General features: G+C 73.1%; 26 protein-coding genes and 1 tRNA gene. 11 read left to right on the top strand and 16 right to left on the bottom strand.

Going from position 1 to position 24,502, the window contains the following annotated elements:
• Positions 1-99: 99 nt before the first annotated feature.
• Positions 100-1,332 carry a PucR family transcriptional regulator gene (locus C4U03_RS17680; protein ID WP_235017941.1) on the top strand — a complete coding sequence of 411 codons (1,233 nt, stop codon included), beginning with the start codon at positions 100-102 and terminating at the stop codon, positions 1,330-1,332.
• 24 nt (positions 1,333-1,356) lie between these two features.
• Here C4U03_RS17680 and C4U03_RS17675 read toward each other — a convergent pair whose 3' ends face one another.
• Genes C4U03_RS17675 through C4U03_RS17665 form a run of 3 tightly spaced genes read right to left on the bottom strand, consistent with a single transcriptional unit; the run spans position 1,357 to position 4,256 of the window.
• Entirely contained in the window at positions 1,357-1,953 is a 597-nt protein-coding gene (locus C4U03_RS17675; protein ID WP_146087425.1) for an Rv1733c family protein, read from the bottom strand.
• 53 nt (positions 1,954-2,006) lie between these two features.
• A complete protein-coding gene (locus C4U03_RS17670) occupies positions 2,007-3,554 on the bottom strand; it encodes an MFS transporter (protein ID WP_103938895.1) in 1,548 nt (515 codons plus the stop codon).
• A gap of 15 nt (positions 3,555-3,569) precedes the next feature.
• Positions 3,570-4,256, bottom strand: a complete 687-nt coding sequence (locus C4U03_RS17665; protein WP_160147025.1) for an LppX_LprAFG lipoprotein — start codon at positions 4,254-4,256, stop codon at positions 3,570-3,572.
• 189 nt (positions 4,257-4,445) lie between these two features.
• On the opposite strand from C4U03_RS17665, the gene C4U03_RS17660 reads away from it, so the two are divergent.
• A tRNA-Ile gene (locus tag C4U03_RS17660) sits at positions 4,446-4,519 on the top strand.
• A 563-nt stretch (positions 4,520-5,082) separates the two neighbouring features.
• On the top strand, positions 5,083-6,495 hold the full coding sequence (locus C4U03_RS17655) for a S28 family serine protease (protein ID WP_103938893.1): 1,413 nt from the start codon (positions 5,083-5,085) through the stop codon (positions 6,493-6,495).
• Between the two features lie 54 nt (positions 6,496-6,549).
• Here the strand turns inward: C4U03_RS17655 and C4U03_RS17650 are convergent, their stop codons facing one another.
• The gene (locus tag C4U03_RS17650; RefSeq protein WP_103938892.1) at positions 6,550-7,761 is read right to left on the bottom strand and encodes a L,D-transpeptidase; all 1,212 of its coding nucleotides are present in this window, start codon (positions 7,759-7,761) and stop codon (positions 6,550-6,552) included.
• 147 nt (positions 7,762-7,908) lie between these two features.
• On the opposite strand from C4U03_RS17650, the gene C4U03_RS17645 reads away from it, so the two are divergent.
• Entirely contained in the window at positions 7,909-8,139 is a 231-nt protein-coding gene (locus C4U03_RS17645; protein WP_103938891.1) for a hypothetical protein, read from the top strand.
• 10 nt (positions 8,140-8,149) lie between these two features.
• On the opposite strand, the gene galT is transcribed toward C4U03_RS17645, so the two are convergent.
• Entirely contained in the window at positions 8,150-9,184 is a 1,035-nt protein-coding gene (gene galT / locus C4U03_RS17640) for a galactose-1-phosphate uridylyltransferase (RefSeq protein ID WP_103938890.1), read from the bottom strand.
• Positions 9,181-9,321, bottom strand: coding sequence for a hypothetical protein (locus C4U03_RS40465; RefSeq protein ID WP_160147024.1), 141 nt, complete (start codon positions 9,319-9,321; stop codon positions 9,181-9,183). The genes galT and C4U03_RS40465 overlap by 4 nt, the downstream gene beginning before the upstream one ends.
• Positions 9,322-9,433: 112 nt before the next feature.
• Between C4U03_RS40465 and C4U03_RS17635 the strand changes: the two genes are divergently transcribed.
• Positions 9,434-10,651, top strand: coding sequence for an alcohol dehydrogenase catalytic domain-containing protein (locus C4U03_RS17635; RefSeq protein WP_103938889.1), 1,218 nt, complete (start codon positions 9,434-9,436; stop codon positions 10,649-10,651).
• Positions 10,652-10,931: 280 nt separating this feature from the next.
• Here C4U03_RS17635 and C4U03_RS17630 read toward each other — a convergent pair whose 3' ends face one another.
• Positions 10,932-11,192, bottom strand: coding sequence for a DUF6343 family protein (locus C4U03_RS17630; protein ID WP_200827299.1), 261 nt, complete (start codon positions 11,190-11,192; stop codon positions 10,932-10,934).
• A 5-nt stretch (positions 11,193-11,197) separates the two neighbouring features.
• Positions 11,198-11,650, bottom strand: coding sequence for a YbhB/YbcL family Raf kinase inhibitor-like protein (locus C4U03_RS17625; protein WP_103939141.1), 453 nt, complete (start codon positions 11,648-11,650; stop codon positions 11,198-11,200).
• Positions 11,651-11,781: 131 nt separating this feature from the next.
• On the opposite strand from C4U03_RS17625, the gene C4U03_RS17620 reads away from it, so the two are divergent.
• From C4U03_RS17620 to C4U03_RS17600, 5 genes are all read left to right on the top strand, one after another.
• A complete protein-coding gene (locus C4U03_RS17620; protein ID WP_103938888.1) occupies positions 11,782-11,964 on the top strand; it encodes a hypothetical protein in 183 nt (60 codons plus the stop codon).
• Entirely contained in the window at positions 11,961-13,283 is a 1,323-nt protein-coding gene (locus C4U03_RS17615) for an erythromycin esterase family protein (RefSeq protein ID WP_235017940.1), read from the top strand. The genes C4U03_RS17620 and C4U03_RS17615 overlap by 4 nt, the downstream gene beginning before the upstream one ends.
• A 163-nt stretch (positions 13,284-13,446) precedes the next feature.
• Positions 13,447-13,968 (top strand): fluoride efflux transporter FluC, encoded by a 522-nt coding sequence (locus tag C4U03_RS17610; RefSeq protein ID WP_235017939.1) that lies wholly within the window; start codon positions 13,447-13,449, stop codon positions 13,966-13,968.
• Positions 13,965-14,321 carry a fluoride efflux transporter CrcB gene (gene crcB, locus C4U03_RS17605; protein WP_103938887.1) on the top strand — a complete coding sequence of 119 codons (357 nt, stop codon included), beginning with the start codon at positions 13,965-13,967 and terminating at the stop codon, positions 14,319-14,321. Before C4U03_RS17610 ends, crcB begins: the two co-directional genes overlap by 4 nt.
• 81 nt (positions 14,322-14,402) lie before the next feature.
• On the top strand, positions 14,403-14,699 hold the full coding sequence (locus tag C4U03_RS17600; RefSeq protein WP_103938886.1) for an MTH1187 family thiamine-binding protein: 297 nt from the start codon (positions 14,403-14,405) through the stop codon (positions 14,697-14,699).
• A 72-nt stretch (positions 14,700-14,771) separates the two neighbouring features.
• Here C4U03_RS17600 and C4U03_RS17595 read toward each other — a convergent pair whose 3' ends face one another.
• The 3 genes from C4U03_RS17595 to C4U03_RS17585 form a co-directional block, all read right to left on the bottom strand.
• Positions 14,772-15,599: a neutral zinc metallopeptidase gene (locus C4U03_RS17595; RefSeq protein ID WP_103938885.1), complete on the bottom strand. Its 828-nt coding sequence runs from the start codon at positions 15,597-15,599 to the stop codon at positions 14,772-14,774.
• A 210-nt stretch (positions 15,600-15,809) separates the two neighbouring features.
• The gene (locus C4U03_RS40460; RefSeq protein ID WP_160147023.1) at positions 15,810-16,205 is read right to left on the bottom strand and encodes an STAS domain-containing protein; all 396 of its coding nucleotides are present in this window, start codon (positions 16,203-16,205) and stop codon (positions 15,810-15,812) included.
• Positions 16,206-16,371: 166 nt separating this feature from the next.
• On the bottom strand, positions 16,372-17,082 hold the full coding sequence (locus C4U03_RS17585) for a 3-keto-5-aminohexanoate cleavage protein (protein WP_103939138.1): 711 nt from the start codon (positions 17,080-17,082) through the stop codon (positions 16,372-16,374).
• A 191-nt stretch (positions 17,083-17,273) separates the two neighbouring features.
• On the opposite strand from C4U03_RS17585, the gene C4U03_RS17580 reads away from it, so the two are divergent.
• The gene (locus tag C4U03_RS17580) at positions 17,274-18,179 is read left to right on the top strand and encodes a polysaccharide pyruvyl transferase family protein (protein ID WP_103938883.1); all 906 of its coding nucleotides are present in this window, start codon (positions 17,274-17,276) and stop codon (positions 18,177-18,179) included.
• Between the two features lie 14 nt (positions 18,180-18,193).
• Here the strand turns inward: C4U03_RS17580 and C4U03_RS17575 are convergent, their stop codons facing one another.
• The 5 genes from C4U03_RS17575 to C4U03_RS17555 all read right to left on the bottom strand — a co-directional run bounded on the left by C4U03_RS17575 (position 18,194) and on the right by C4U03_RS17555 (position 24,368).
• Positions 18,194-19,498, bottom strand: a complete 1,305-nt coding sequence (locus tag C4U03_RS17575; RefSeq protein WP_103938882.1) for an adenylosuccinate synthetase — start codon at positions 19,496-19,498, stop codon at positions 18,194-18,196.
• The gene (locus C4U03_RS17570; RefSeq protein WP_103938881.1) at positions 19,498-20,469 is read right to left on the bottom strand and encodes a hypothetical protein; all 972 of its coding nucleotides are present in this window, start codon (positions 20,467-20,469) and stop codon (positions 19,498-19,500) included. Before C4U03_RS17570 ends, C4U03_RS17575 begins: the two co-directional genes overlap by 1 nt.
• 16 nt (positions 20,470-20,485) lie before the next feature.
• Positions 20,486-21,505, bottom strand: a complete 1,020-nt coding sequence (locus C4U03_RS17565) for a molecular chaperone DnaJ (RefSeq protein WP_235017937.1) — start codon at positions 21,503-21,505, stop codon at positions 20,486-20,488.
• The gene (locus C4U03_RS17560) at positions 21,502-22,305 is read right to left on the bottom strand and encodes an NUDIX hydrolase (protein ID WP_103938880.1); all 804 of its coding nucleotides are present in this window, start codon (positions 22,303-22,305) and stop codon (positions 21,502-21,504) included. Before C4U03_RS17560 ends, C4U03_RS17565 begins: the two co-directional genes overlap by 4 nt.
• A gap of 80 nt (positions 22,306-22,385) precedes the next feature.
• On the bottom strand, positions 22,386-24,368 hold the full coding sequence (locus C4U03_RS17555) for an amino acid permease (RefSeq protein WP_103938879.1): 1,983 nt from the start codon (positions 24,366-24,368) through the stop codon (positions 22,386-22,388).
• Between the last annotated feature and the right edge of the window lie 134 nt (positions 24,369-24,502).

The raw sequence follows: 24,502 nt of genomic DNA, 5'->3' as shown, positions 1-24,502 counted from the left end.
TGTCGTCTCACAGTGGAACCGCGTTTTGGGTCACCCCACTGTCGGGGCGCGGACGTTCCATGGCAGGGTGACACGCATCACCTGGGAGGTTCCACCCCGTTGCCTTCTACCACGACCCTCATCCCCGACGAGAACATGGCCGCGGTGGCCGCCGCGGCGTCCCGCCGGCTGCTGGAGCGGCTCGACGACCTGACCGACCGGCTGGTCGCCGAGATCCTCGCCGAGGACTCCGGCTATGCGGGCTTCGTCCCCCACGACGACCTGTGGCGCACCGTCCACGGCATCCTCGGCGAGAGCATCGACCACATGGGCCGCCGCGCCCTGGGCGAGGAGCCCGCGGTCGAGGCGGCGGTGTCCATCGGCCGCCGCCGCGCCGAGCAGGGCCTGCCGCTGGAGTCGCTGCTGCGCTCGTTCCGGATCGGCGGCCGGCTCACCTGGGAGGCGATGATCGAGGTCGTCGCCGAGGAGGATCCCGGATCACTGCCGGCGCTGCTGCGCTTCGCCAGCATTGTGTGGCACACCAACGAGGTCCAGTCCAACGCGGTCGCCGAGTCCTACCGGCGCACCGAGTCGGAACTGCTGCGGCGCAGCGACGAGCGGATGGCCGCGCTGCTGGACGCCCTGCTGGAGGGGCGCGGCGCCGACGGCGGGCTGACCAAGGCCGCCGCCGCCGCGCTCGACCTGCCGGTGCACGGCCGGTACGCGGTGGCGGTGCTGCGCTCGCCCCGCCGCGACCCCGGCTTCGAACGCCCCGGACGGGCGGGCGGGCTGCGCTTCGTGTGGCGGATGCGCGCCGACACCGAAATGGCCGTGGTGGAACTGGGCGAGCGGCATCCCGCGGACGCGGCGGCGGCGCTGGAGCCGCTGTTCACCGGCGAGGCGGGGATCAGCCCGGCGGTGGACGGGCTGGCCGCCCTCGGCCGCGCCCGCTGGCTGGCCGAGGTCGCGCTGCAGACCTGCCGGCCCGGCGACCGGCGGATCGCCCGGCTGGACGAACGGCTGCCGGCCGCCCTGGTGGTCTCCCAGCCGGAGCTGTCGGGCTACCTGGGGGACACGGTGCTCGGTCCGCTGGCCGACCTGGACCCGGTAGACCGGGAGGTCCTGCTGGAGACGCTGGCGACCTGGCTGGACTGCGAGGGCTCGGCGGCGCGGACGGCCGGCCGGCTCTACTGCCACCGCAACACGGTGTTCAACCGGCTGCGCCGGCTGGAACAGCTCACCGCCCGCTCGCTGCACCGGCCGCGCGACGTGGTCGAACTGGCCCTGGCCCTGGACGCCCTCGACCTGGTGGCGGCCGGCGACCCGGCCGCCCGCGAACGACGCCCCGCCTGAGCCGAAGCGGCCGGATCGGGCCGTTCAGCTGATGCGGTGCGGATCGATCCGCGACCACTCCTCGTCCCACAGGGCGTCCCGCACCCGGTCGCACCGCCGCCGGACCAGGCCGTAGACGCCCAGCAGCGGAAGACCCGCCGCCAGCGTGGCGCCGAGCGCGGCATAGCCGGCGTCCACCACGGTGCGCGAGTGCGGCCGGGGCCGGGAGGTGGGATGACCGGCGCCGTCCACCCACAGGTGCCGCCGGGCCCCCTGCCCGGCGTCCTTCCAGGCCGGGATCCGGCCGGTGCGCGGCGTGCCGTCAGGGGCCCGCCAGGTCGCCTGGACGGTCTGACTCAGATAGCGCTCGCCACTGGCCACGCCGGGCCCGGTCACCGTGGCGACCACCTGCCGGCGGGTGGCCCGCTCGTGCGACTCGCCCCGCATTCCACGGTCGTAGGACCAGGTCCCGGCCCATGTCGCCAGGATGGGGGCGACCATCAGGAACACGGCTGCCAGCGCCAGGCCGACCGCCCACTGGACGCGGTCGATCCGTCGGCGCATCCCATTGCGGTCGAATCCCAGCCGCCGCCGCAGGCGCCCCAGTCTCGTGGGGACCTTTCCGCCTTCAGGCCGGCGCATCGTGCCACCTCCCGGGTAGGGGCTCCCGACGAGAGGCTTGATCTGCCCTCTGTTCAGGAGGTATGCCCAGGTCCGGGGGCAGGCACACGACCCACCTGCGGGGCATCGGCGCCGGCCGGCGGCGAATGCGCCGGGGCGCCCTGCACGGCCAGGGCGGCCACGGCTCCCAGCGCGCACAGCACGGCGGTGATGAGGAAGATCTCCCGGTACTCGGTGCGCAGCGCCTCCTGCAGCGCCGCCTGGTAGGCGGCCACCTGCCGCCGGGCCTCCTCGGGCGGCAGGCCGAACGGCAGCGGCATCGACAGGTCCTCGGTCAGCGACCGGAACCGGTACAGGCCCCAGGCCGACAGCGCCGAGATGCCCAGCAGCATGCCCATCATCCGGGTCACCACCACGGCGGCCGCGGCCACGCCGTGCTGGGCGGCCGACACCACCCGCAGCCCCGCCGACGACACCGGGGCGATGACCAGGCCCAGTCCGAAACCGGTGACGGCCAGATCCACGTCCATGCGGGGCAGCGGCCCGTACGAGGCGGCCGCCAGGTCGGCGGGCCAGCCGGCGATCAGCAGGTAGCCCACCGCGGCGACGGCCATCCCGGCCACCATCGGCCACCGCTCGCCGACCCGGCGGGCCAGCAGCCCGCCCAGCACCGCCGCCACCGGCAGCGCCACCAGGAACCGCAGCAGGACCAGTGTGCCGCCCAGGGAGTCCTTGCCGAGCAGGCTCTGCGCGACGAGCTGGACGTCCACCAGCGTGACCATCAGCGCGGCGCCCGACAGCAGGCTGACCGCCAGGGTCGCCAGCAGCGGCCCCCGCCGCGTCCCGCTCAGATCCAGCAGCCGGGTCCGCGCGCGGACCTCCCACAGCACGAAACCGGCCAGCACCGCGAACCCCGCGACGATCACCGGAGCCCCCCAGGGCGGCAGCGGCGCCCGCTCCGGCTCGGGGTTGTGCAGCCCGACCACCAGCAGGCCCAGCCCCAGCGCCAGCAGCAGCCCGCCCACCACGTCCACCCGGGGCCGGGGCACCGGCCGCGTCCCGGCCGGCACCGTGAGCTGCACCACCGCCATGGCCGCCAGCGCGACCGGGACGTTGATCCAGAAGATCGCCCGCCAGCCGCCCAGCCAGGCCGTGACCCCCGCCCCGTACAGCGGGCCCAGCACGCTGCCCAACTCCTGGACCGCGCCGACCGCGCCGAGCACCACCGGACGCTGCCGGTCCTGCCACAGGTCGCCGGCCAGCGCCATGGTCACCGGCAGCAGGGCGCCGCCGGCGACGCCCTGCAGCACCCGGCCCGCCACGATCAGCCCGAGCCCGTCGGCCAGCGCGGTCAGCGCCGACCCGGCCGCGAAGGCCAGCAGGCAGCCGTGCAGCAGCGGGCGGCGCCCGTACCGGTCCGACAACTGGCCCAGCAGCGGCATCGCCGCCACGTAGCCGAGCAGGAAGCCGGTCAGGATCGGGACGGCCCGCTCCAGCCGGTTGACCGGGACGTCCAGATCGCCGAGCACCTGGGAGAAGATCGTGGTGATGACATAGGCGTCCAGGGCCGCCAGCAGCACCACCACGCCGCCGACGCCGATCGCGACGCCGCGCCCGCGCACCGGTCCGCCCACCCGCTACGCCGGAGCGGTGATCTGGTAGTCGGCGTCGAACTCGGTGAACGTGATCACCACGGCGCTCTTTCCGCCGTCGTCACCGGAGGCCGGCGGAAGCTGGCCGCGCACCTTGAGCAGCCGGTGACCGGCGGTGGCGATCCACACATGCCCGGCCAGGTCCTGCGTGACCCCGGGGATCAGCCCGCCGGCCGCGTCCTTGGGCAGCGTCACCTTGATCTTGTAGGCGTCCTTGCCACCGACCTTCTCGACGGCCTCCGGCTGCGCCGAGCGCGCCGCCGCCAGCATCCCGGAGATGCCCCGCTCGGGGTCCAGCACGGCCGACGGGTCGTACAGCGCCAGGATCCGGCTCTTGGGCGCCTTCTGGTAACCGCTGCCGGTCAGCCCCTTGTAGTAGAGGGTGTCGCCGAGCAGCACGAAGTCGGTCTCCAGCGTCAGCCCCAGCTGCTGCAGTTGCAGCCTGCCCTGGGCGTCGCCGCTCCTGACCAGCTTGACGTCACCCCCCTTGACGGGGACGGCGGGCTCGCCCTCGGTGGCGATGGTGAAGGCGACGCTCTTGAGGTTCCGCATCGCCTCCGACGCCTGCCGCAGCGTCTGCTGCCCCTGCGGTAGCGGCTTGCCGGCGTCCTCTCCTCCCGAACCTCCCGAGCAGCCGGCCAGCGCCAGCGCGCACACGAGGATGACGGACATGCGACTGCGGATCCAAGACATACGGCGGACCCTACCGACGCCCCGCCGGACAAGTCACTCGCCGCCAGGGATGAGATGCCACGTCCCCCTGTGGCATGACATTGTGATTCCCGGTGGCCCGGCACGAGGCCCCGCGGCTATCATTGCCGCGGCGGGCATGGGGGGTCACCACGGCTCGAAGCTCGTCGGGGGGCGGTAGCTCAGCCGGTCAGAGCAGCGGACTCATAATCCGTAGGTCGTGGGTTCGAGCCCCACCCGCCCCACGCGCCGGCCCTGCCTACTCGCCGATCTTTGATCGGCTTCGCGGGGGGCCCGCAGTATCTGCCCGGGGGGGCGACCCCCCGGACCCCCCGGGGCAGGGCTTCGCCCTGCCGGGGGCGGTGCGAGGTCTTCCGGTGTTTGTGGTGCTAGGCCATTGGTGCTGCCGGGTGTGAGGTACTGCGTTTTTGTCCGGGAGGTCGCCCGGGTTTCTGATGTGGGGTTTTGCCCTCGATCCTGCTGTTCGCGGGTCGGGGGCTGTTTTGTTTTTTGTGGGGGTTCGGCAGGGGTGGGCGGCTGATGTGGGTTTGCTGTTGTCCGCTGTCCTTGCCGGGGTTCGGGGGGCCTGGGGCGGTCGTTCGGGGGAAACGCGGTAGCGGGTCAGATCGGGGCGGATTCGGTTGTCCGGTGCGAGGGGTTCCGGAGGTGGAGGCAGTGGGGTAGTCCTGTCGTCTGGCCGATTCGCTGTGCTACAGGTCTGTAACGAAACGGAACGGGCAAATGGCACAGGGGGGCCTTCCGCACCTAAGGTCGCGGCGTCTATGGCTCACTGCTCTAGGAGGTGCGGATGAGAGGCTGGGGCCAACGGGTGCTCGCGGCCGTGACCGTCGCCGGGATGCTGGGCGTGGGGACGGCGATCCCGTCGCACGCGGCGCCGGCGGGTGACATCGTCGAGCGGCTGAACGCCATCCCCGGCATGAAGGTGTTGTGGGAGCGGCCGTCGGGGGCCGCCGACTACCGCTTCTTCCTGCTGAGTTACCGGCAGCCCGCCGACCACCGGAAGCCGGGCACGGGCACGTTCGAGCAGCGGTTCACCCTGCTGCACAAGGACACCGGCCGTCCGATGGTGCTGCACACCACCGGCTACAACCTGCGGGAGACGGCCTCCCGCTCCGAGCCCACCCAGCTGCTGGAGGGCAACCAGATCTCCGTCGAGCAGCGGTTCTTCACCCCCTCCCGGCCACAGCCGGCCGACTGGTCCGACCTGACCATCTGGCAGGCGGCCACCGACCACCACCGGCTGGTGAAGGCGCTCAAGCCGGTCTACTCCGCCAAGTGGGTGTCGACGGGGGCCAGCAAGGGCGGCATGACCTCGATCTACCACCGCCGCTTCTACCCGGCGGACGTGGACGCGACGGTGTCGTACGTCGCGCCCAACGACGTGGTCAACAGCGAGGACAAGGCCTACGACCGGTTCTTCGAGAAGGTCGGCTCCGACCCGTCGTGCCGCAACGCGCTCAAGGACGTCCAGCACGAGGTGCTGGAGCGGCGTGCGGAGTTCGTGCCGCGGTACGAGGCGTACGCCAAGGAGAACGGCTTCACGTTCGGCAACCTCGGCAACGCCGACCGGGCGCTGGAGGCGACCGTGCTCGACGTCGAGTGGGCCTTCTGGCAGTACTCGCTGGAGGCCGACTGCGCCCAGGTGCCGTCCGCCAACGCCTCCACCGACACGCTGTGGGACTTCGTTGACTCGGTGGCGGGCTTCTCCTTCTACACCGACCAGGGGCTGGCGCCGTACCTGCCGTACTACTTCCAGGCCGGCACCCAGCTCGGCTGGCCCGAGCCCAAGTTCCGCTACCTGAAGGACGTGCGCAACTACCCCGAGATCTACCGGCCGCGCGCGTTCATGCCCGCCGACCTGCGCGCCCAGATGCGCTTCAACCCAGTGGTGATGGCCGACATCGACCGGTGGGTCCGCTCCCACGGTAACCGCCTGATGTTCCTGTACGGCGGCAACGACCCGTGGGGGGCCGAGCCGTTCCGGCTGGGCCGCGGCACCCGCGACTCGCTGTGGTACGAGGTGCCCGGCCTCAACCACAGCGCCCAGCTCATCCGGGCGCTGCCCGCCGGGCAGCGCGAGCAGGCGATCGCGGCGCTGCGGCGCTGGGCCGGAGTCGGCGACACCGCCTCGGTCCGGCTCAAGGGGGTCAGCCCGCTCGACGGCTACGACGAGCTGCAGGTCAGGCGGCCTCCGCTCTGACCGGTGACCGGCCGCTGAACCGGGCCCGTCCCCTCGGGGGCGGGCCCGGTTCCGTCAGTCGAGGGCGCTGCCTTTGCGCCATTCGTTCCAGGACAGCTGCCAGTAGCCCCAGCCGTTGTTCCACTCCAGCTCACGGTCGGTGCCGGTGATCTTGTAGATGTCGCCGCGCCGGCTGAACCGGTAGAACCAGGCGGCGTTCTTCGGGCTCATGTTGACGCAGCCGTGGCTGACGTTGGCGGTGCCCTGCGAGCCCACCGACCACGGGGCGCTGTGGGTGAACTCGCCGCTGTTGGAGATCCGCACCGCGTAGTAGACGTCGAGCTTGTAGTAGTCGGGGTGCCCCTTGGGGATGCCGACCGTCGCGGAGTCCATGACCACGTGATAGGCCTTCTCCATCGTCAGGTGGACGCCGTTGGTGGTCGTGTAGGCGCGCTTGGTGGCCTTGCCCATGCTGACCGGTATCCGGCGGACGGTCTTGTCGTTCCTCTTGACGGTCATCGTGTGGGTGCGGGCACTGGCGGTGCTGACCTGCTCGTCGCCGACCCTGAATCGCAGCTTGAGATCGCGGGTGCCGTAGACGTCCTTGGCGGCCCGCACGCCCCTCATCCGCGCGGTCACCGTGACATCGGTCCGCGCCGGCCAGTACTTCTTGGTCCGGTAGACGACCTGTTGCCGGCCCACCCACCGCCAGGCGCCCTCCACCGGCGTGGACGCCGTCACCTGCAGCGCCCGCTCGACCTCGGCCTTGTTGTAGACCGGCCGGTCGAAGTCGAGGATGATCGGCATCCCCACCCCCACCGTCTCCTCGTCGAACGGGGCGGCGGCGCTGACCCGGATGGTCTCCTTGGGCTTGAGCGTGGAGAACGCGCTGGTGAGCGTGGTGGTCCTGCCGTCGGGGCCGGCGGCGATGGCGGTGACCTGGTAGTCGGTGTCGGGCGCCAGCGTCCAGCGCGAGGTCCACCGGGTGCGGGCCGGGTTCAGCGCGCCCTCGACCTTCCCGGCTTTTCCGGCCTTGCCGTCGTTGCCGTTTTCGATGCTGACGGTGACCTGCCGGATGGTGCCACCGGCCGCCTGCACCGTGATCGGGCGGTCGGGACGCGCGTCGTCGGTCCCATGGACGGGGGTGATGGTCAGCCTGGCCGGGGGCGGGGCCGGACGTTCGGCGGCGCGGCCCTGCCCGTCGCCGGAGCATCCCGCCAGCGGGAGCAGCGCCGTCAGCGCGACGGCCGCCGATGACGGTCGTGAGGGGTGCGGGAGGTTCACCATAGTGCTGTGCCCAGGTCGGTGCCGTCTCTCACCCCACGGTACGACGGCAAGAGCGGGTCGAGCAGACCCAATATTCACGTTGCGTAATCGCCGTCGTCTTGACCGATCCGATGCTTTCATAAGCCTGTCGGCTGGATGGAGCAGAGCATGGGACGGCATCGACGAGGACAGGCCAGGGAGGTCACGGTGGGTGAGCTGGTGGCGGCCCTGCAGCAGTTCGACCCGGCGCTGGAGGTGCGGCTGGCGATCCAGCCCCGGCTGCCGTACGAGCACGCGGTCGGCCCGGTCGCCGAGGCCGACGGGATGGTGTGGATCGGCGAGGCCGGGCAGTGCGGGTACGCCTCCGACGAGGTGGCCGAGAGCCTCGGCTGGCGCTGATGCGGGCCCGTCAGCGTCCCGCCGCGCGCAGCAGCCGCGCCGCCTCCTCGGGGCGGACGTCGTTGAGGAACGCGCCCATGGCCGCCTCCGAGCCGGCCAGGTACTTCAGCCGGTCGGCGGCCCGCCGGATGCTGAACAGCCGCAGATGCAGCCAGGCCAGATCCCGGCCCTCGCGCACGGGGGCCTGGTGCCAGGCCGACACGTACGGCGCGGGCCGGTCGAAGAGGCGGTCGAAACGGTCCAGCACGTCCAGGTAGAGCCGGGCGAACGCGTCCCGTTCCGCCTCGTCCAGGGCGGGGATGTCCGGCACCCGCCGGTGCGGGTACAGGTGCACCTCGAACGGCCAGCGGGCGGCGTGCGGCACGAACGCGGTCCACAGCTCGTTGGCCACCACCACGCGGGCGCCCTCCCGCCGTTCGGCCGCCAGCAGCTCGGCGAACAGGTCGCCGCCGGTGCGCTCGGCGTGCCGCCGCACGGCCCGCAGCATCTGCCGGGTGCGCGGCGGGACGAAGGGGTAGGCGTAGATCTGGCCGTGCGGATGGTGCAGCGTGACGCCGATCTCCTCGCCCCGATTCTCGAAGCAGAAGACCTGCTCGACGCCGGGCGTCGCGGACAGCTCGGCGGTGCGGTCGGCCCACGCCTCGACGACCGTCCGCACCTGGGCGGGCGGCAGGTCGGCGAACGAGACGCGGTGGTCGGAGCTGAAGCACACCACCTCGCAGCGCCCCCCGGTGGCCTCAGGCCGGAAGGCGGGGAACCGGTTCTCCAGCACGGCCACCTCGTAGTCGGCGGCGGGGATCTCGGTGGGCCGTCCCGGCGCCGACGGGCACAGCGGGCAGGCGTCGTCGCCGGGCAGGAAGGTGCGGCGCTGCCGGTGCGCGGCGATCGTCACCCACTCGTCCAGCAGCGGGTCGTGGCGCAGCTCGGAGGCGGCCGGCGGCCCGTCGGGCGGCCGGGTGTCGACGGCGTCGCGGACGGCGTCGTCGCGCCGGTCGAAGTAGATCAGCTCCCGCCCGTCCGCCAGCCGGGTCACGGTGCGCTTCACGCCGCCGCCATCCGGGCGGACGGGAACGGCCGGCCGGGGCCGGGGCGGTCCGGCCCCGGGCCGCCGCGGCCGTCGAGCCCACCGCCGGCCCGCGGTCTCGGCATGGCGTGTGCGCGCAGCGGCTCCCGCGCGGTCATGGCCCCTCCCCGTCTCGCCGAACGGCGTCCATCCGTACCGGCCTCCGAGCGTAGATCGGGTGACCGGGGGGAGGGGAACCGCACCACAGACTCGCCGGAAGGGGGGATCACCATGAAGGCGATCGTCTGGCACGCGGTGGGCGACATCCGCCTTGAGGACGTCACCGAGCCCAAGATCGAGTATCCGTCGGACGCCGTCGTACGCATCACCGGCAGCGCGATCTGCGGCACTGACCTGCACTTCGTACGGGGCACGGTGCCGGGGATGCGGCCGGGCACGATCCTGGGCCACGAGGGGGTCGGCGTCATCGAGGAACTGGGCCCGCAGGTCCGCAACTTCTTCGAGGGGGACCGGGTGGTCATCGCCTCCACCATCGGCTGCGGGCGGTGCGTCCACTGCCGGGCCGGTCACTACGCCCAGTGTGACGTGGCCAACCCCAGGGGGCGCGATGCCGGCACCGCGCTCTATGGCGGGCCGGAGTCCACCGGGCCGTTCGACGGGCTGCAGGCCGAGTACGCCCGCGTCCCGTACGCGCACACCAACCTGGTGCCGATCCCGCCGGGGGTGACCGACGAGCAGGCGCTCATGGTCAGCGACATCTTCCCCACCGGCTGGTTCGGGGCGCGGCTGGCCGGGGTCGGCGGCGGGGACGTGGTGTGCGTGCTCGGCGCCGGGCCGGTGGGGCAACTGGCCGCCCTGTCGGCGCGCATCCAGGGCGCCGGGCGGGTGCTGATCGTGGACGGGCTGCCGGACCGGCTGGAGACCGCCCGGATGCAGAACGCCGAGACCATCGACTTCAACACCGAGGACCCCGTCGCCGTGGTCCGGGAGCTGACCGGTGGGGTCGGCGCCGACCGGGTGATCGAGGCGGTGGGCGTGGACGCCCAGCGGCCCGTCGGCGGGCCGGCCGCGCAACTGCTGGACGACCGGACCGCGGCCGAGTTCGAGCACGAGCGCGAGCAGGTCGCCCCGCACGCACACCTCCACGGCCGCCAGTGGATGCCGGGGGACGCACCGGGCCAGGCGCTGCGCTGGGCGGTGGAGATGGTCGACAAGGCCGGCACCATCGGGATCATCGGCGACTACCCGCCGCAGTACACCCACTTCCCGCTGGGCAGGGCGATGAACCGCAACCTCACCGTCCAGGCGGGCAACTGCGACCACCGGCGGTACATGCCGGGGCTGCTGAGCCGCATCGCCTCCGGCGGCGCCGACCCCACCACGGTCATCACGCAGCAGGAGGACATGCCCACCGCGATCGAGGCGTACGAGGCGTTCGACCGCCACGAGCCCGGCTGGACCAAGGTCGTCCTGGAGATCGCCGGGTGAACCGTGGCCGGGGCGCCCCGGGCGCCCCGGCCACGTCCGCGATCACCCGGCCGGGGCGGCTCCGCCCACCGGTTCCGGGTCCGGCTGCGGCACCGGGGGGCCCGGCGCGGGCTCGGGCACCGGCTGGGGATCGGGGATCGGACCCGGCGGCCGGGGCTGCGGGGCGGGTACGGGGTCGGGCTGCGGCGGCGGCGTGGGGACCGGCGAAGGGTGCACCGCCCTGGGGGCAAGCGGTGTACGGAGCATGTCATGTCCTCCTCGGAACAGGACTCGTCAGGACTCAGGGGTTCGTGTCACGGCTGCGGCGTCTGATCACCCACAGATCGACGGCGGCGATCACGGCGACGGCCGCGCAGATCGCCGTCGCCGCCCAGAAGCCCGCCACGGGCCACTGCCCGCCGGCCGCCTGGAGGCCGAAGAACACGGCGGCGGCGATCCCGGCGAGCAGCGCCACACCCGACAGCAGGGCCCGTGTCCCCAGCGCGCTGCGGGCGGTCAGCGGCTCGGTGCCCGGCGCGGGTCTGCGGTCGTGCAGCGGCATCCGGATCACCTGCCGAAGGTGCCGACCAGCGTCCCGGTGCCGACGACCTTCTCCTCGACCGCCTCCCGGAGGTCGTCGACGGTGAACCCGGGCCGCAGCCCGGACGGCTCCGCCAGGGCCGTCAGCCGGAAGAAGTACCGGTGCGGGTCGTCCCCGGGGGGCGGGTGCGGGCCGCCGTATCCGGCCGTGCCGTAGTCGTTGCGGCCGGGGACCGCGTCGGTGACCTGCTCGCCGGCGTCGACGCCCCCGGTCTCCGGCGGGATGCCCGCCACGAGCCAGTGCACGAACGTGCCGACCGGCGCGTCCGGGTCCTCGCAGGTCAGCACCAGTTCGACGGCCTCGTCGGGAACCCCCGTCCACTCCAGCGGCGGCGAGACGTCCCCGGCCTGGTGGGAGTACTCGCGCGGGATCATGGCGTGGTCGTTGAACGCGGCGCTGCGCATCTCGATCTCGTGCATGACCCCGGTCGTGCCCACTGAGCCCGTACCGATGCACCCCGCCTCCTCCCGCATCGAACCCGGGAAACGGGGAAGGCGACCTCATAACGGCTCATGACGGCCGAATCCGGACGTGAATGGGGGAGAGGCAGATGCCACGTCCCGGAAGCCACCAGTACGACACCAAGCGGGCCCGGACGAGGAAGCGGCTGGAGGACGAGGGCGTCGCCCCCGACAAGGCCGCCGACGAACGGGCCGAGCGGGAACTGCGCGAGCAGGGCATGCGGCCCCGCAAGGCGAGCGAGCGGGCCGCGGGCCCCAAGGGGGAGCGGTGAGGCCGGGACCCGACACAGCGGGCCCCGAGGAGATCGAGATCCTCGGCTCCGCGCTGCCGCTGGAGTACGAGAGCGACCTGGAGCCGCTGCTGAAGCGGATCGGGCCCCGCCTCGGCGGGGCCCGCTGCGTCCTGCTGGGCGAGGCCAGCCACGGAACGCACGAGTACTACGCCTGGCGGGCGACGCTGACCCGCCGGCTCATCGCCGAGCACGGCTTCTCCTTCGTGGCGGTCGAGGGGGACTGGCCGGACTGCTGGGAGGTCAACCGCAGCGTGACGGGGGCGCCGGGGGCGCCGCAGGACCCACGGGAGGTCCTCGACGGCTACCGCCGCTGGCCCACCTGGATGTGGGCCAACGAGGAGACCGCCGCGTTCTGCCGGTGGCTGCGCGACCACAACGCCGGGCTGCCGCCGGAGCGGCGGGCGGGTTTCTACGGGCTGGACGTCTACAGCCTGTGGGAGTCGCTGCGCGCGGTGATCACGTACCTGTCCGCACACCATCCCGAGTACGTCGACATCGCCAGGAACGCCTACCGCTGCTTCGAGCCGTACGGCGAGGACCCGCAGGTGTACGCGTGGACGACCCGGCTGGTGCCGGACGCCTGTGAGGGGGAGGTGCTGGCCCTGCTGACCAGGCTGCGCCGCTTCCCCGGCTTCGGCGAGTCCGCCGAGGACCTGAACGCCGTGCAGAACGCCGAGGTGGCGGCCGGTGCCGCGAACTACTACCAGGCCATGATCCACGGCGGTCCCGAGGCGTGGAACATCCGGGACGTACACATGGCCGACACGCTGGACCGCCTGCTGGCCTTCCACGGCGAGGGCGCGCGGGCGGTCGTGTGGGCGCACAACACCCATGTGGGGGACGCCCGCGCCACCACCATGGCCGACGCCGGGATGACCAACCTCGGGCAACTGGCCAGGGAGCGGCACGGCCGGGAGCGGGTCGTCGTGGTGGGGTTCGCCGGCGGGCACGGCGACGTGATCGCCGCGCCGCGCTGGGGCGCTCCGATGGAGGTCATGCCGGTGCGCGCGCCGCTGCCCGGCTCGCTGGAGGCCCTGCTGATGAGGGCGGTGGAGCTGGGCCAGGCGCTGTTCGTGTTCGCCGACGCGCCGGACCAGAGCTGGCTGACCACCCGGCGCGGTCATCGGGCGATCGGCGTGGTGTACGACCCGGACCTCGACCGCCGTCAGTTCGTCCCGACCACGCTCGGCGAGCGCTACGACGCGCTGTGCTGGTTCGCCTGGACGTCGGCGCTGACGCCGCTGCACCTGGAGGCCGCCCAGCGCGGGGAACTGGAGACGCTGCCCAGCGGCGTGTGACCGGGCCGCCGCGGTCCGCCGTCAGGCGGAGTCGCCGATCCTGGGAAGCGGGATCCGCGCCGGCTGCTCCTCGATCAGCTCCCGGGCCCGCCCGGCGCCAGGTAGGTCTCGGCGGCGCTGCCCCGCCGCGCTGATCGCTACCCTGGGGCCGAGGGAGGGAGCCTTGCCCGACGCAGCCGAGCCCCGGCGGCCGCCCGTCGCGTTGCCCGTCGATCCCGATGTTGACCTGCACGTCCCGGCGCAGCGCGCGGAACTGGCCCGCGCCCCCTGGACGACCCTCGGCGCCGTCTCCGCCGGCGGTGTCGTCGGCGCGCTGGCCCGGCACGGCCTGGCGGCGGCGTGGCCGCATCCCCCAGGCGGCTTCGGATGGGCGATCTTCGCCGTCAACGTCACCGGATGCCTGCTGATCGGCGTGCTGATGGTCGTCATCACCGAGGTGCGGCAGGCCCACCCGCTGACCCGCCCGTTCCTGGGGGTGGGCGTGCTGGGCGGATTCACCACCTTCTCCACCTACGTGCTGGAGGCGCAGGCCGCGCTGGACGCCGGGGCCCCGCGCACCGCGCTTGCCTACCTGGCCGGCACCGCCCTGGCCGCCCTCGCCGCCGTCGTGACGGGGGTGCGGGTGACGCGCCGGCTCGCCGGCCGGGCCGGGACGCGCCGGACCGCGGATCAGGGGGAGCGGTGACCGTCCTGCTGGTGGCCCTCGGCGCCGCGGTGGGCGCGCCGCTGCGCTACCTGGCGGACCGGCTGGTGCAGTCCCGCCACGAGTCGTCCTTCCCCTGGGGGACCTTCACCGTGAACGTCGTGGGCTCGGCCCTGCTGGGATTCCTGGCGGCACTGCCCGCCGGTGAGGGCTTTACGGCGCTGGGCGGTATCGGTTTCTGCGGGGCCCTGACGACCTACTCGACGTTCGGCTACGAGACGCTCCGCCTGGCCGAGAACGGCGCCCGTACGCTGGCCTTCCTCAACGTCGCGGCGTCTGTCGCCGCCGGCCTCGGCGCCGCCTACTGCGGTATGGCCCTGGCCTCCGCGATCTAGGGCCGTTCGCGGTCGCCGGACGGTGGGGACAGCGGTGGGAGCAGGCCCGGAAGGGCACGACCGGAGAGAGGTGGATGCGACGTGCTGGTCGCCTTCTCGGTGACCCCGCTCGGTGCGGGGGAGGATGTCGGTGAGCTGGTCGCCGAGGCCGTGCGCGTGGTGCGCGCCAGCGGCCTGCCCCATCGCACCGACGCGATGTTCACCACCGTCGAGGGGGAGTGGGACGAGGTGATGGCTGTGGTCAAGGCCGCGACCGACGCGGTGGCGGCCCGCGCCCCGCGCGTCAGCCTGGTGCTCAAGGCGGATCTGCGCCCCGGCGTCACGGACGCCATGACCAAGAAGGTCGAATCGGTGGAGCGCCATCTCGGCGAGGACTGAGCCCTCGCCCCGCGGGGACCGCCGCTGTCCCCGTCGGGCATATCGTGCGTTGGGTCGGAGGGAGGGTCAGGGTCAGGACGTCTGGGCTTCGGGGATGCAGGCCCCGACGCCGCCGTCCCGGCCCTTGCCGAAGGCGGTGATCCGCTGGATGGGGTCGCCGTGGTCCTCGGGGTCGGTCCACTCGGCGTCGTCGCCGATCGCCACCAGGCCGTTGGACAGCTCCTTGACGTCGCCTTCCTCGAAGGTCAGGGTTCCGTCCCGCTTGGCGCCGTACAGCGTCGCGCCCGCCAGGCAGTCGGCCTGCAGCTCACTGGCCTGGGCGACGTGCTCCATCCGCAGCCGGTTCTGGATGGCGTGGCCCCACTCGTGCGCGATCACCAGGTAGACCCAGGCGTCGCCCTGCGCGTAGCCGGCGCGCATCAGGTTGTCGTCCCAGGCGATGTAGTCCTCGGGGATGCAGTAGAACGCGTTGAATTTGGTGGCCGGCTGCCCCGCGCACGTGGGTGCGGTGGACAGGTCGTTGCCGTTGTAGCCGCCGTGCACCCGCGGCGAGGTGTAGGTGCCGGTGAAGAACTCCGACCAGTGGGTGCGCCAGTACTCGTCGACCACCTGGGGCGCGGCGGTGATGTCCTCGCCGAACTCGGTCTCGTCGATCTGGCCGGCGGGGGCCGGGCCGCCGGTGGAGCCGGCGACCGGGGTGGGCTCGCCGGTGCTGTCGACGCCGGCGGTGCCCGGAGTGCCCGGGGTGCCGGCGCCCTGCGGAGCGCCGGTGGCGGTGGTGCCGGGACGGGAGGTCGAGCCGGCCTTGTCGATCTCGCCGATCTGGAAGGAGCAGGCGCTGGCGCCCATCAGGGCGGCTCCCAGGGCGAGGACGGCCAGGGAACGTCGGGGGGTGTGCATCGCGTGTCTCTCCGTCAGTCTTTCCGGTGCGCTCTCCGTGCGCCCGATACGCGATATCTGACGGAATGGTGCGGGATCGCGGTTGCCTGTCCCCCTTGTGAACAAAGGCACCGGCCGCGTCCCGAACAAAGGTCGTCCTGGACGCGTCCAAACAGGCCGATGCGGAATCTCCGCGGAATCCCGCCGAAGGCGGCGAGCCGCCCCGGCCGGTTATCCGGCGGTGTCCAGCCAGCGGTGGATGTCGGCGTCGGCGGGGGGCAGCAACCGCCACAGCGCCTCGTCCAGTGCGGCGCACAGCGGGATCCGCTCGTGCATGTCCAGGGCCCGGAACAGATTGGCCAGGAAGGGCCGCAGCCCGACGACGGCCAGGGCGACCCCGCGCGTGGCGCACTCCCGCTGGGTGACCGACAGCATCCGCAGCGCGCTGCCGTCGCAGAACGACACTCCGCCCATGTCGAGGATCAGCGGGCGTCCTGTGGTGACCGCCAGGTCCAGCAGTCGCGTCTGCAGCCCCGGACCGGTGTAGCAGTCGATCTCTCCGCACAGCAGCACGACGGTGTGGCGCTCGCTGTCCACCACGACCATGTCGACGACGATGTCTTCCACGACGACCTCACTGAGATTCTCGTGACAAATCAGCATTGCGCCGGCACACATCGTTGCCAAGGGGATGGGCGAAGAATCTCTCGATCCTTTGGGAAAACGGATTTGCGGACGGCCGCACCGCACCGGTCCGGACCGTCCGCTCGTAACGGCGCCGAAGACCGCGCGGCTACCGCCCGATCTCCAGCGCCGCCCGTACCAGGTCGGCGTTGCCGGGGGCGGGCGAGCCATCGGGCAGGAGCAGGGTGTCCTCCAGGCCGATCCTGGTGTCCAGGCCGAGTTCGCGCGCCAGTCGCAGCACCGGCCAGGCGCCGCCCTCCTCCCCGTGCAGCAGCACCGGCCGGGTCGCGGGGCGCAGCCGGTGCAGCAGGTCGCGGGCCGTCGCGGTCGCCGACTCCGGATCGGTGTCGACGACCTCGGCCAGTACGCGCAGCACCCGGTCCGCCTGCGGCCAGGCGAGGAATCGCTCGGCGGCGTCCGTGCCGGAGAAGATGCCCGCCTCGATGCCGACGCCCCGTTCCAGCAGCGCCTGGGCCACCAGTTCGGCGCCCTCCTCGTGCCAGTTGACCGACGCGTGGTCGGGTGGCACCGGCCACGAGCGGACCAGCGCGGCGCGCCGGTGCGGATCGGGCTCGGCCCATGCCGCCGTGGTGACGCCCACCGGGATGCCGGGCGCGGCGGCGCGCACGGCGGTGACGGCCCGCGTGACCGGGCCGGGCTCCAGCGTTTCCGCGCCCGCGTCGTCCCGGGGGTGCAGATGGGCGTCCCGGGCGCCCGCCGCGACGGCGTTCCGTACGGCGACGGCGAGTTCTCCGGACGTCACCGGTATGCCGTCATCGTCCGCCTTGGTTCGGGCACCGTTCGGGCATACCTGGAGCATTCCGGCATTGTTGCAGACGGCGGGGGACGAAATGAGGCGCACCGCTCCGTGTCCGCCGGGTCCGCCGCGCACGGCGCTGACCGGTGACGGGACCGCCGGAAGGCCGTGGGATATGGTGGCCGCTGACCTGATGATTGTGAGTGGTGGGCGGGTTTCCCGTTTCACCTGTGCACGTGGGGTAACCGGGCTGTATGCGGGTCCTAGTGACGGGGTGGCCGAGCTTCCTGAACGGTGAGGCCACCGCGGGTGACGTGCTGGCGATGGAGGCCGTTCAGGAGGCGCTGCAGGGTGCCGGAGTGCCCTGTGACCTGGCCTGGAGCCCGGTGTTCCGGCCGTCCGGCCCCAGCCTCGCCGAGGTGGAGCCGGGCCGGTACACCCATCTGGTGTTCGCCTGCGGCCCGCTGATCGGCGAGCAGGTGCGGCGGCTGCACCACCGGTACGCGCACTGCCGGCGGGTCGCCGTCGGCGTCTCGGTGATCGACCCGCACGATCCGGCGGTGCTCGGTTTCCACGCGGTGCTGGCCCGTGACGGCAGCGGCGAGGAGCCGCGCCTGGACCTGGCGGCCGAGCTGCCCGTCCCGGACGTGCCGGTCGTGGGGGTGGCGCTGGCTCCCGGCCAGCCCGAGTACGGTTCGCGCCGCCGCCACGAGCAGGTCGAGGACGAGCTGACCGCCTGGCTGAACACCCGCGACTGCGCCCGGGTGCCCATCGACACCCGCCTGGACCTGTACGACTGGCGCAACGCCAGTACCGCCGCCCAGGTCGAGGCGCTGATCCGCCGGCTGGACCTGGTGGTCACCACCCGGCTGCACGGCATGGTGCTGGCGCTCAAGAACGGGGTGCCCGCACTGGCCGTCGACCCGATCGAGGGCGGCGCCAAGGTCGGGGCGCAGGCCCGCGCGTGGGGCTGGCCGGCGCTGGTCACGGCCCTTCCGGGGAAGCCCGCGCTGAACCTGGCCGAACTGGAGCGGCAGTGGGAGTGGTGCCTGGCCGGGCGCGCGGCCGCCGCCGCGTGGGACCTGCGGACCGACTCCGAGCCGCTGCTCACCGAAGACCTGCTGGACGTCCTCGACCTGCGCGCCGACCAGGCCGGCTGAGGCGGAGGACGGGGTCAGCCGTTCGTGATCGGGACGGCCGCGCGCTTGTCATCGGCGGTCGGGCCGTAGGACCGCAGCGCCACCGGGACGCCGAGTCCGGCCTCCAGTGCGGCCACCGGATCCTCCAGCGGCCCGTACACCGGCCGGGCCGCCAGAAGCCGCCGGGTCAGGGCCTCCTGCCCGCCCAGGTCTCCGGGCGGGCCGGACGGCAGCCGCACGATCCTGCGGCCGTCCATCTCGTACGCGCGGCACAGCAGCAGGTCGCGCCGGGTCTGCGAGACGTCCAGATGGGTGACCGCCAGCGCGTCGGCCCCGCCGCTCACCTCCAGCGCGTAGCGCAGCGCCACCAGGTCCAGGTGCCCCACCCGGAAGGCGCCCTGCCACGGGCCGAACGCGTTGTGCCGGTCGGGCAGGTCGGCGGTCAGCGCCGGGTCCTCGGTGACGAACGGGCCCGGCCCGTGCCGCGTCATGTACGCGCGCACGACGCCCAGCCGGACGGCGGACGCCCCGGCTTCGGCCAACAGGGTCTCGGCGTTGGCGAACGTGGTCGTGGACCAGGTCGTGTACGGGTGGAACCCGTGCCACTCGTCCAGCAGGACGCCCTGGGCGCCCTCAAAGACCACGGGGCCCGCCCGCAGCAGCCCGGCCAGGTGCGCGCCGCCGACGACACGGACCCGACCGGCGAACGCGGTGAACGCGTCGAGGCAGTCGGCCACGTCCGGCACCGGCTGCCCGGCGCCGGGGAAGGCGTCGTGGAACCAGTCGCGCACCGCCGCGAGGCGGCGCCGCAGCCGGGCCGGGGACAGGCAGTCGGCGACCCGCGGCGCGTCGCCGGGGTACGCCAGCGAGTACGCCATGGTCTCGCCGATGCCCATGCCGCACGACCCGTGCCGGGCCGGGCCGCGTGCGGTCTCCCGCGCACGGCCGGCGGCCCGGTGGTAGGGCGTGGTGAGCAGGGCGTCCCCGTCCACGGTCAGCCGGTCGAGGGCGTCGGCGACCCCGAGCCGGGCCAGGTGCCGGGCCTCGGCGGCCAGCGCCAGGGGATCGACCAGCATGAACCGCGACAGGTGCGTCCGCACGCCGGGGGTGAGGGTGCCCGACCCGAACTGGGCGAAGGTGTGGTGCCTGCCGTCCGGCGCGACCACGTTGTGCGCCGCCTGGGCGCCCCCGTTGAACCGGACGACCGCGTGGACCGGCGTGCTCTCCCCGTCCCCCGTTCCGGTGCCCCGCCCCTCGTGGCCCCGCGAGCAGAGCCAGTCCACGACGGTGCCCTTCCCGGCGTCCCCGAACCCGAGGTCCACCACGATGCGGTGCGTCATCACAGCCGCCTGGTGCGGCGCGGCGTGGCGTCGTCCAGGCCCGCGGGCGTGCCGGATACGGCCACGGGGGAGCGGTCGGCGTCCAGCCGGGCCAGCGCCCGCGACACCGAGGGCCCGGCGCTGGAGCCGAACTCCGCCAGGTGCTCCAGCCCCTCGTTCAGGTCGATGGCGTCCTCCGACAGCCCGATGGTGAGCGCGATGGTCTCGCACACCGCGTCCAGGTCGTCCAGGTAGAGGACGTGCTGGCCGAGCAGCCCGCGCCAGAAGTCGCGCAGCCTCGGGTCGCCGGAGTGGTAGCCGCCCTCGGGGACGATGAAGTAGACCTCGTACATCCGGCGCAGTTCGGCGACGATGTCCTCGGTGCGGACGTCCTCGGCCAGGTCCTCGCCGAGGACCTTGGCGACCAGCCGGCGGTCCACCTTCGGGTAGGCCAGCTCGTCCCCGATCATGAACAGGTAGCCGCGTCTGCCCCGCTTCTCGAAGCAGTCCAGGGCGGTGTGCCGGGCCATGAAGTACATCGCCAGCTCGTAGGACTCCATCATCTGGCCGCCGCCCCCGCCCTCCAGCAGGATCCGGCCGAGGTCGTCGTCCATCCTGTTGTCGGACTCGAACTGCCCGATCTGCAGCGGCGCCCGGTCGCAGGTGGCGTCGCCGACCCCGCCGAACATGAGCTGCGGGTGCTCGACGTAGCCCTTGCGGATCAGCAGCCCGAGCAGGTCCGGCAGCTTGGTCTGCAGGACGCGGGGCACCGTCCCCATCGAGCCGGTGACGTCGAACAGCACCGCGATGGCCAGCGACTCGGGGTGCTCGTCGTTGTCGCGGCTCTCCCGGAAGGTCACGCCGTGCGGGTCCAGGGCGGGGTGGGTGGTGGTGGCGCCGCTGTCGGTGTGCGCGAACGCGCTGGCGCCGGTCGCCGCACGGTAGCTCCGCGCGGCGTCGTAGACGTTGGTGGACCAGGTTCCGCTGCCCATGGGGGTCTCCTTTGCTTCAGGAAGCGGTCGGCATGTGGAAGGGCCGGAAACGGCGCGGGCCGTACAGGCGTTCCAGGACCTCGTCGAGTTCGGCCAGCAGCCGCCAGGCGTCGGACGGGCGGCGGTTCTGCGCGGACAGCGTGCAGCCCTTCGCGAACAGCCGCAGGGCCTTGGGCGCGTCGTCCGCCATGAGGTGGGTCATGCAGCGGGTGGCCATGGAGATGTCGGTGGCCGGGCTCGCCGGCCGCCGCCGTCGCACCTCTTCGGGGTACCAGTCGGCGTAGCGGTCCACCATCGCGGGGACCCGCCCGCCGGGATCGGCGGGGGTGCGGCCGCCGGGCACTGAGTAGCACCAGTCGACGAGTACCAGCCCGTGCTGCTCCGGGTGGATCAGCACGTGCTCTGGCAGGACGGCCCCGTGCAGCACCCCGGCGCGGTGCGCGAAGCCGAGCGCCACCAGCAGGCGCCGCCACATCCATGCCACGTCGCGCGGGTCCAGGCCGCCGGGATAGGCGGCGCGCACCTCGGCCAGGCTGCGGAACTCCTCCAGGCGGGCGATCACGTTCACCTGCCGCTGCGCTCCCGTCGCCAGGTCACGGTGCCGGAACGTCTCGACGAGATGGGGCACGTACGGCAGGAACCTGCCGTCCCCGTCCTTGGGAAGCCGGCGCAGCGCCACCGCCTCCCGCTCGATCAGGTCGCTGTCGCCCGGGTCCCGCGGCATCTTGACCACGGCGCGGCGGTTGTCGTCGTGGGTCGCTGCGTACAGGTTCGCCAGATCGCCGCGGGCGATCTCCTCTCCCAGTTCGTAGGTGTGCCTGCGGGTGGTGATGGCCGAGGTGCCCGCCTTGAAGGCCCGCCACAGCGTGTTGAGCCGGACGAACTCGTCGGCGGTGCGGCCCCCGGTGGCGTCGGGATGCAGCAGCCGTGCCATCCGCCGGTAAAGGCGCCCGGCCTCGCCATGGCCGAACAACTGCTGTGGGGTGCGGGCGGAGTTGAGCAGCAGCAGCGCGTCGTCCAGGTTCCGTACCCTCACCGGACCTCCTCCTCCCGGCTGGGTCGCAGCAGCGCGGGGTGCAGCAGCCGGGCGTCACCGGCCCGGTAGAGGCGGGCCCGGGGGCCGCCCCGCCGCCCGCCCCGCTCGGTGGTCTCGCCGGTGCCTTCTACGAAGCCCGGCACCGACAGGACCTTGCGGTGGAAGTTGCCCGCGTGCAGTTCCTCGCCCCATACCGCCTCGTAGACGGCACGCAGCTCGGGGATGGTGAACTCCGGGGCGCAGAACGCGGTGGCCAGCGGGGTGTACTCCAGCTTGCTGCGGGCTCGTTCCAGGCCGTCGGTGAGGATCCGCGCGTGGTCGAACGCCAGCCGGCGGGTGGTCCCGGGGCGCTGCGCAGCGGCCTCGGTCAGGCCGAGCGAGCCGACCGGCACCCAGGCCGCGTCGGCGGCGTCGCTGCCGGCCCGCGGGTCGGGAAGCTCGGGCGCGAACGCCAGGTAGGCCACCGAGATGACGCGCATCCGCGGGTCGCGGCCGGGGCCGCCGTAGGTGGCCAGCTGTTCCAGGTGCACCCGGGCCAGCGCCCCTTCGGCGCTGAGCCCGGTCTCCTCGGCCAACTCGCGGGCGGCGGCGTCGGGCAGGTCCTCGGCGTCCCGCACACTCCGGACGAACCCGCCGGGCAGCGCCCACATCCCCTCGAACGGCGGGGCGCCGCGCCGCACCAGCAGGACGTGCAGCGCGCCGTCGCGGATGGTCAGCGCCACCACGTCGACCGTGACCGCGACCGGGTCGTAGGCGTGCGGGTCGTAGGCGGCCAGGAAGTCCTGCTCGGAGTCCGGCATGATGTCCTTCTCAGTTCGAGATTATCTCTAACTGAGAACAACTTAACGCACGCCGGAGTGCGATGTCCACCTTGTCCGGTTCAGCGGCGGTGGTGTCCTCCGTGCCACCGCTCGTCGGGGTCCTCGCCCGTAGAGGGCCGGTCCTCGTCCGGGCGCTGGGGCTGTGGAGTCCACTCCTCGGGATAGGGCACTGCGCCGCCCTGGATGTAGGGACGTGGACCCCAGGGACGGTAACCCTGCGGGTCCTCCCGCCGAGGACGGGGCTGCCCGGTGTTCTGGGAGTAGGTCCCGGTTTCGCCACGGGAGTAGTGCCCTGGCCCGCCCTGGGAGTAGGGCGGTGCGGCCTGCTGTGAGTGACGCCGGTCACCGTGTTCCGGATACGGCTGATCCCCGTGTCCCGCAGGCGGACCGCCTGGAACGTGGGGACGAGCCTTGCCCTGGAGATAAGGCTGGGGACCACTGTGGGTGCCGCTCCCGGAGCGGTGCTGCTCTCGGCCGTAAGGGCGGCCCCCGACCCGGGGGGTCACGGGCGGGACGTTGAACGGAGAGCGATCCGGCGGGGGAGCGGGCTGTGGGGCGGCCGGAGGCTGCCGGTCGTGGTACTGGCGCAGGCGGCTGTGGCGCCGGCCATAGGCCAAGTAGAGAAGGAGGCCCCCCAGCATCCACAGGCCGAAGTAGCTCCAGGTCCGCACCTGGAGGTTGAGCATCAGCCAGCCGATGGCCACGATCGCCAGCAGCGGCACGGTGAGCCCGCCCCGCACCCGGAACGGCCGCTCCAGGTCGGGGCGCGCCCGGCGCAGCGCCGGCACCGCGGCCGACACCGCCAGGAACGCGAACAGCGTGCCGATCACCACCATCTGCTCCAGCGTCAGCACGTTGACCGTCTGCGACAGCACGATGGCCGCGCCGCCGGCCACCAGCGTCGCCCGGCTGGGCACCTGGTAGCGGCCGATCGTCGCCAGCCCGCTGGGCAGCAGGCCGTCGCGGGCCATGGAGAACACCACCCGGGTCAGGCTGACCAGCAGCACGAGGATCACCGTGGTCAGCCCGAGCACCGCGCCGATATCGATGACCCGGCCCATCGACTCGCCGCCCACCTCGGTGAAGGCCTGGGCGAGCGGCGCCCTGGCCGGGTCCAGCTCGCGGTAGGAGATCATGCCGACCAGCGCCACCGCGACGCCCAGGTACAGCACGATCGCGATCCCCAGGCTGGCCAGCATTCCCCGCGGCACGTTGCGCGGGGCGTCCTCGGTCTCCTCGGCGCTGGTGGCGATCAGATCGAAGCCGATATAGGCGAAGACGATGGGCGGGGCGGCGGCCAGGATGCCCCACACCCCGAACGCCTGCGGGGTGCCGCCCAGCAGCGCGTCCAGCACCGTCTGCCCGCCCCCGGCGCCGGCCGGCCGCTCGTCGGGGACGAACGGGCGCAGGTTGCCGGCGTCGAAGAAGCGCAGGCCCCCGGCGATGACCAGCCCGATCACGATGAGCTTGGCCAGCACCATGAACCACAGCGTGCGCAGCCCCAGCCGGCCGCCGGTGGCCAGCACCCCGATCAGCAGCATCAGGATGCCCAGGGCCAGCATGTCGAAGCCCCGTTCCTGGCCGATCACCCCCGCCAGCCAGGACGGCACGCCCACGCCGAAGTCGTGCAGCGTTTGGGCGGTGATCAGCGACCAGGCGCGCGCCACCACGGAGGCGGCCAGCAGCAGTTCCAGGATCAGGGCCCAGCCGATGAACCAGGCCCACAGCTCGCCGAAGGCGACGTAGCCGAAGGAGTAGGCGCTGCCGGCGACCGGCACGGCTGACGACAACTCGGCGAAGCACAGCGCGGCCAGCAGGCACACCACGCCGGCGATCACGAACGACACGATCACGGCAGGACCCGCCATGGTGGCCGCCTGCACCCCCGCGATCCGGAAGATGCCCGCGCCGATCATCACGCCCAGCCCGAGGATCACCAGGTCGCGTCGCCGGTAGACGACCCGCAGCCGGTGCCGGCCGCCGCCGTAGTCCTGGGGGGTCGTCTGTTCCACCGGCAGCCGCCGCAGCAGGTCGTTGCGCATGGGCGTCTCCATGTTCGGGGGCCCGCCGCACGTCGGCTGGGGGTGGCGACCGGCGGGTGCCGCGCCTCGCGGGGTGGTCCCGGGCTTTGAGCACCAAAGAATGTCCAAATCTTGGGAAAAGGGCAATCGATCCT

The organism is Thermomonospora echinospora (assembly GCF_900108175.1).
Taxonomy (GTDB): Bacteria; Actinomycetota; Actinomycetes; order Streptosporangiales; family Streptosporangiaceae; genus Thermomonospora; species Thermomonospora echinospora.
The sequence above is the reverse complement of the archived record's forward strand: the minus strand, read 5'-3'. Positions and strand labels throughout refer to the sequence as shown.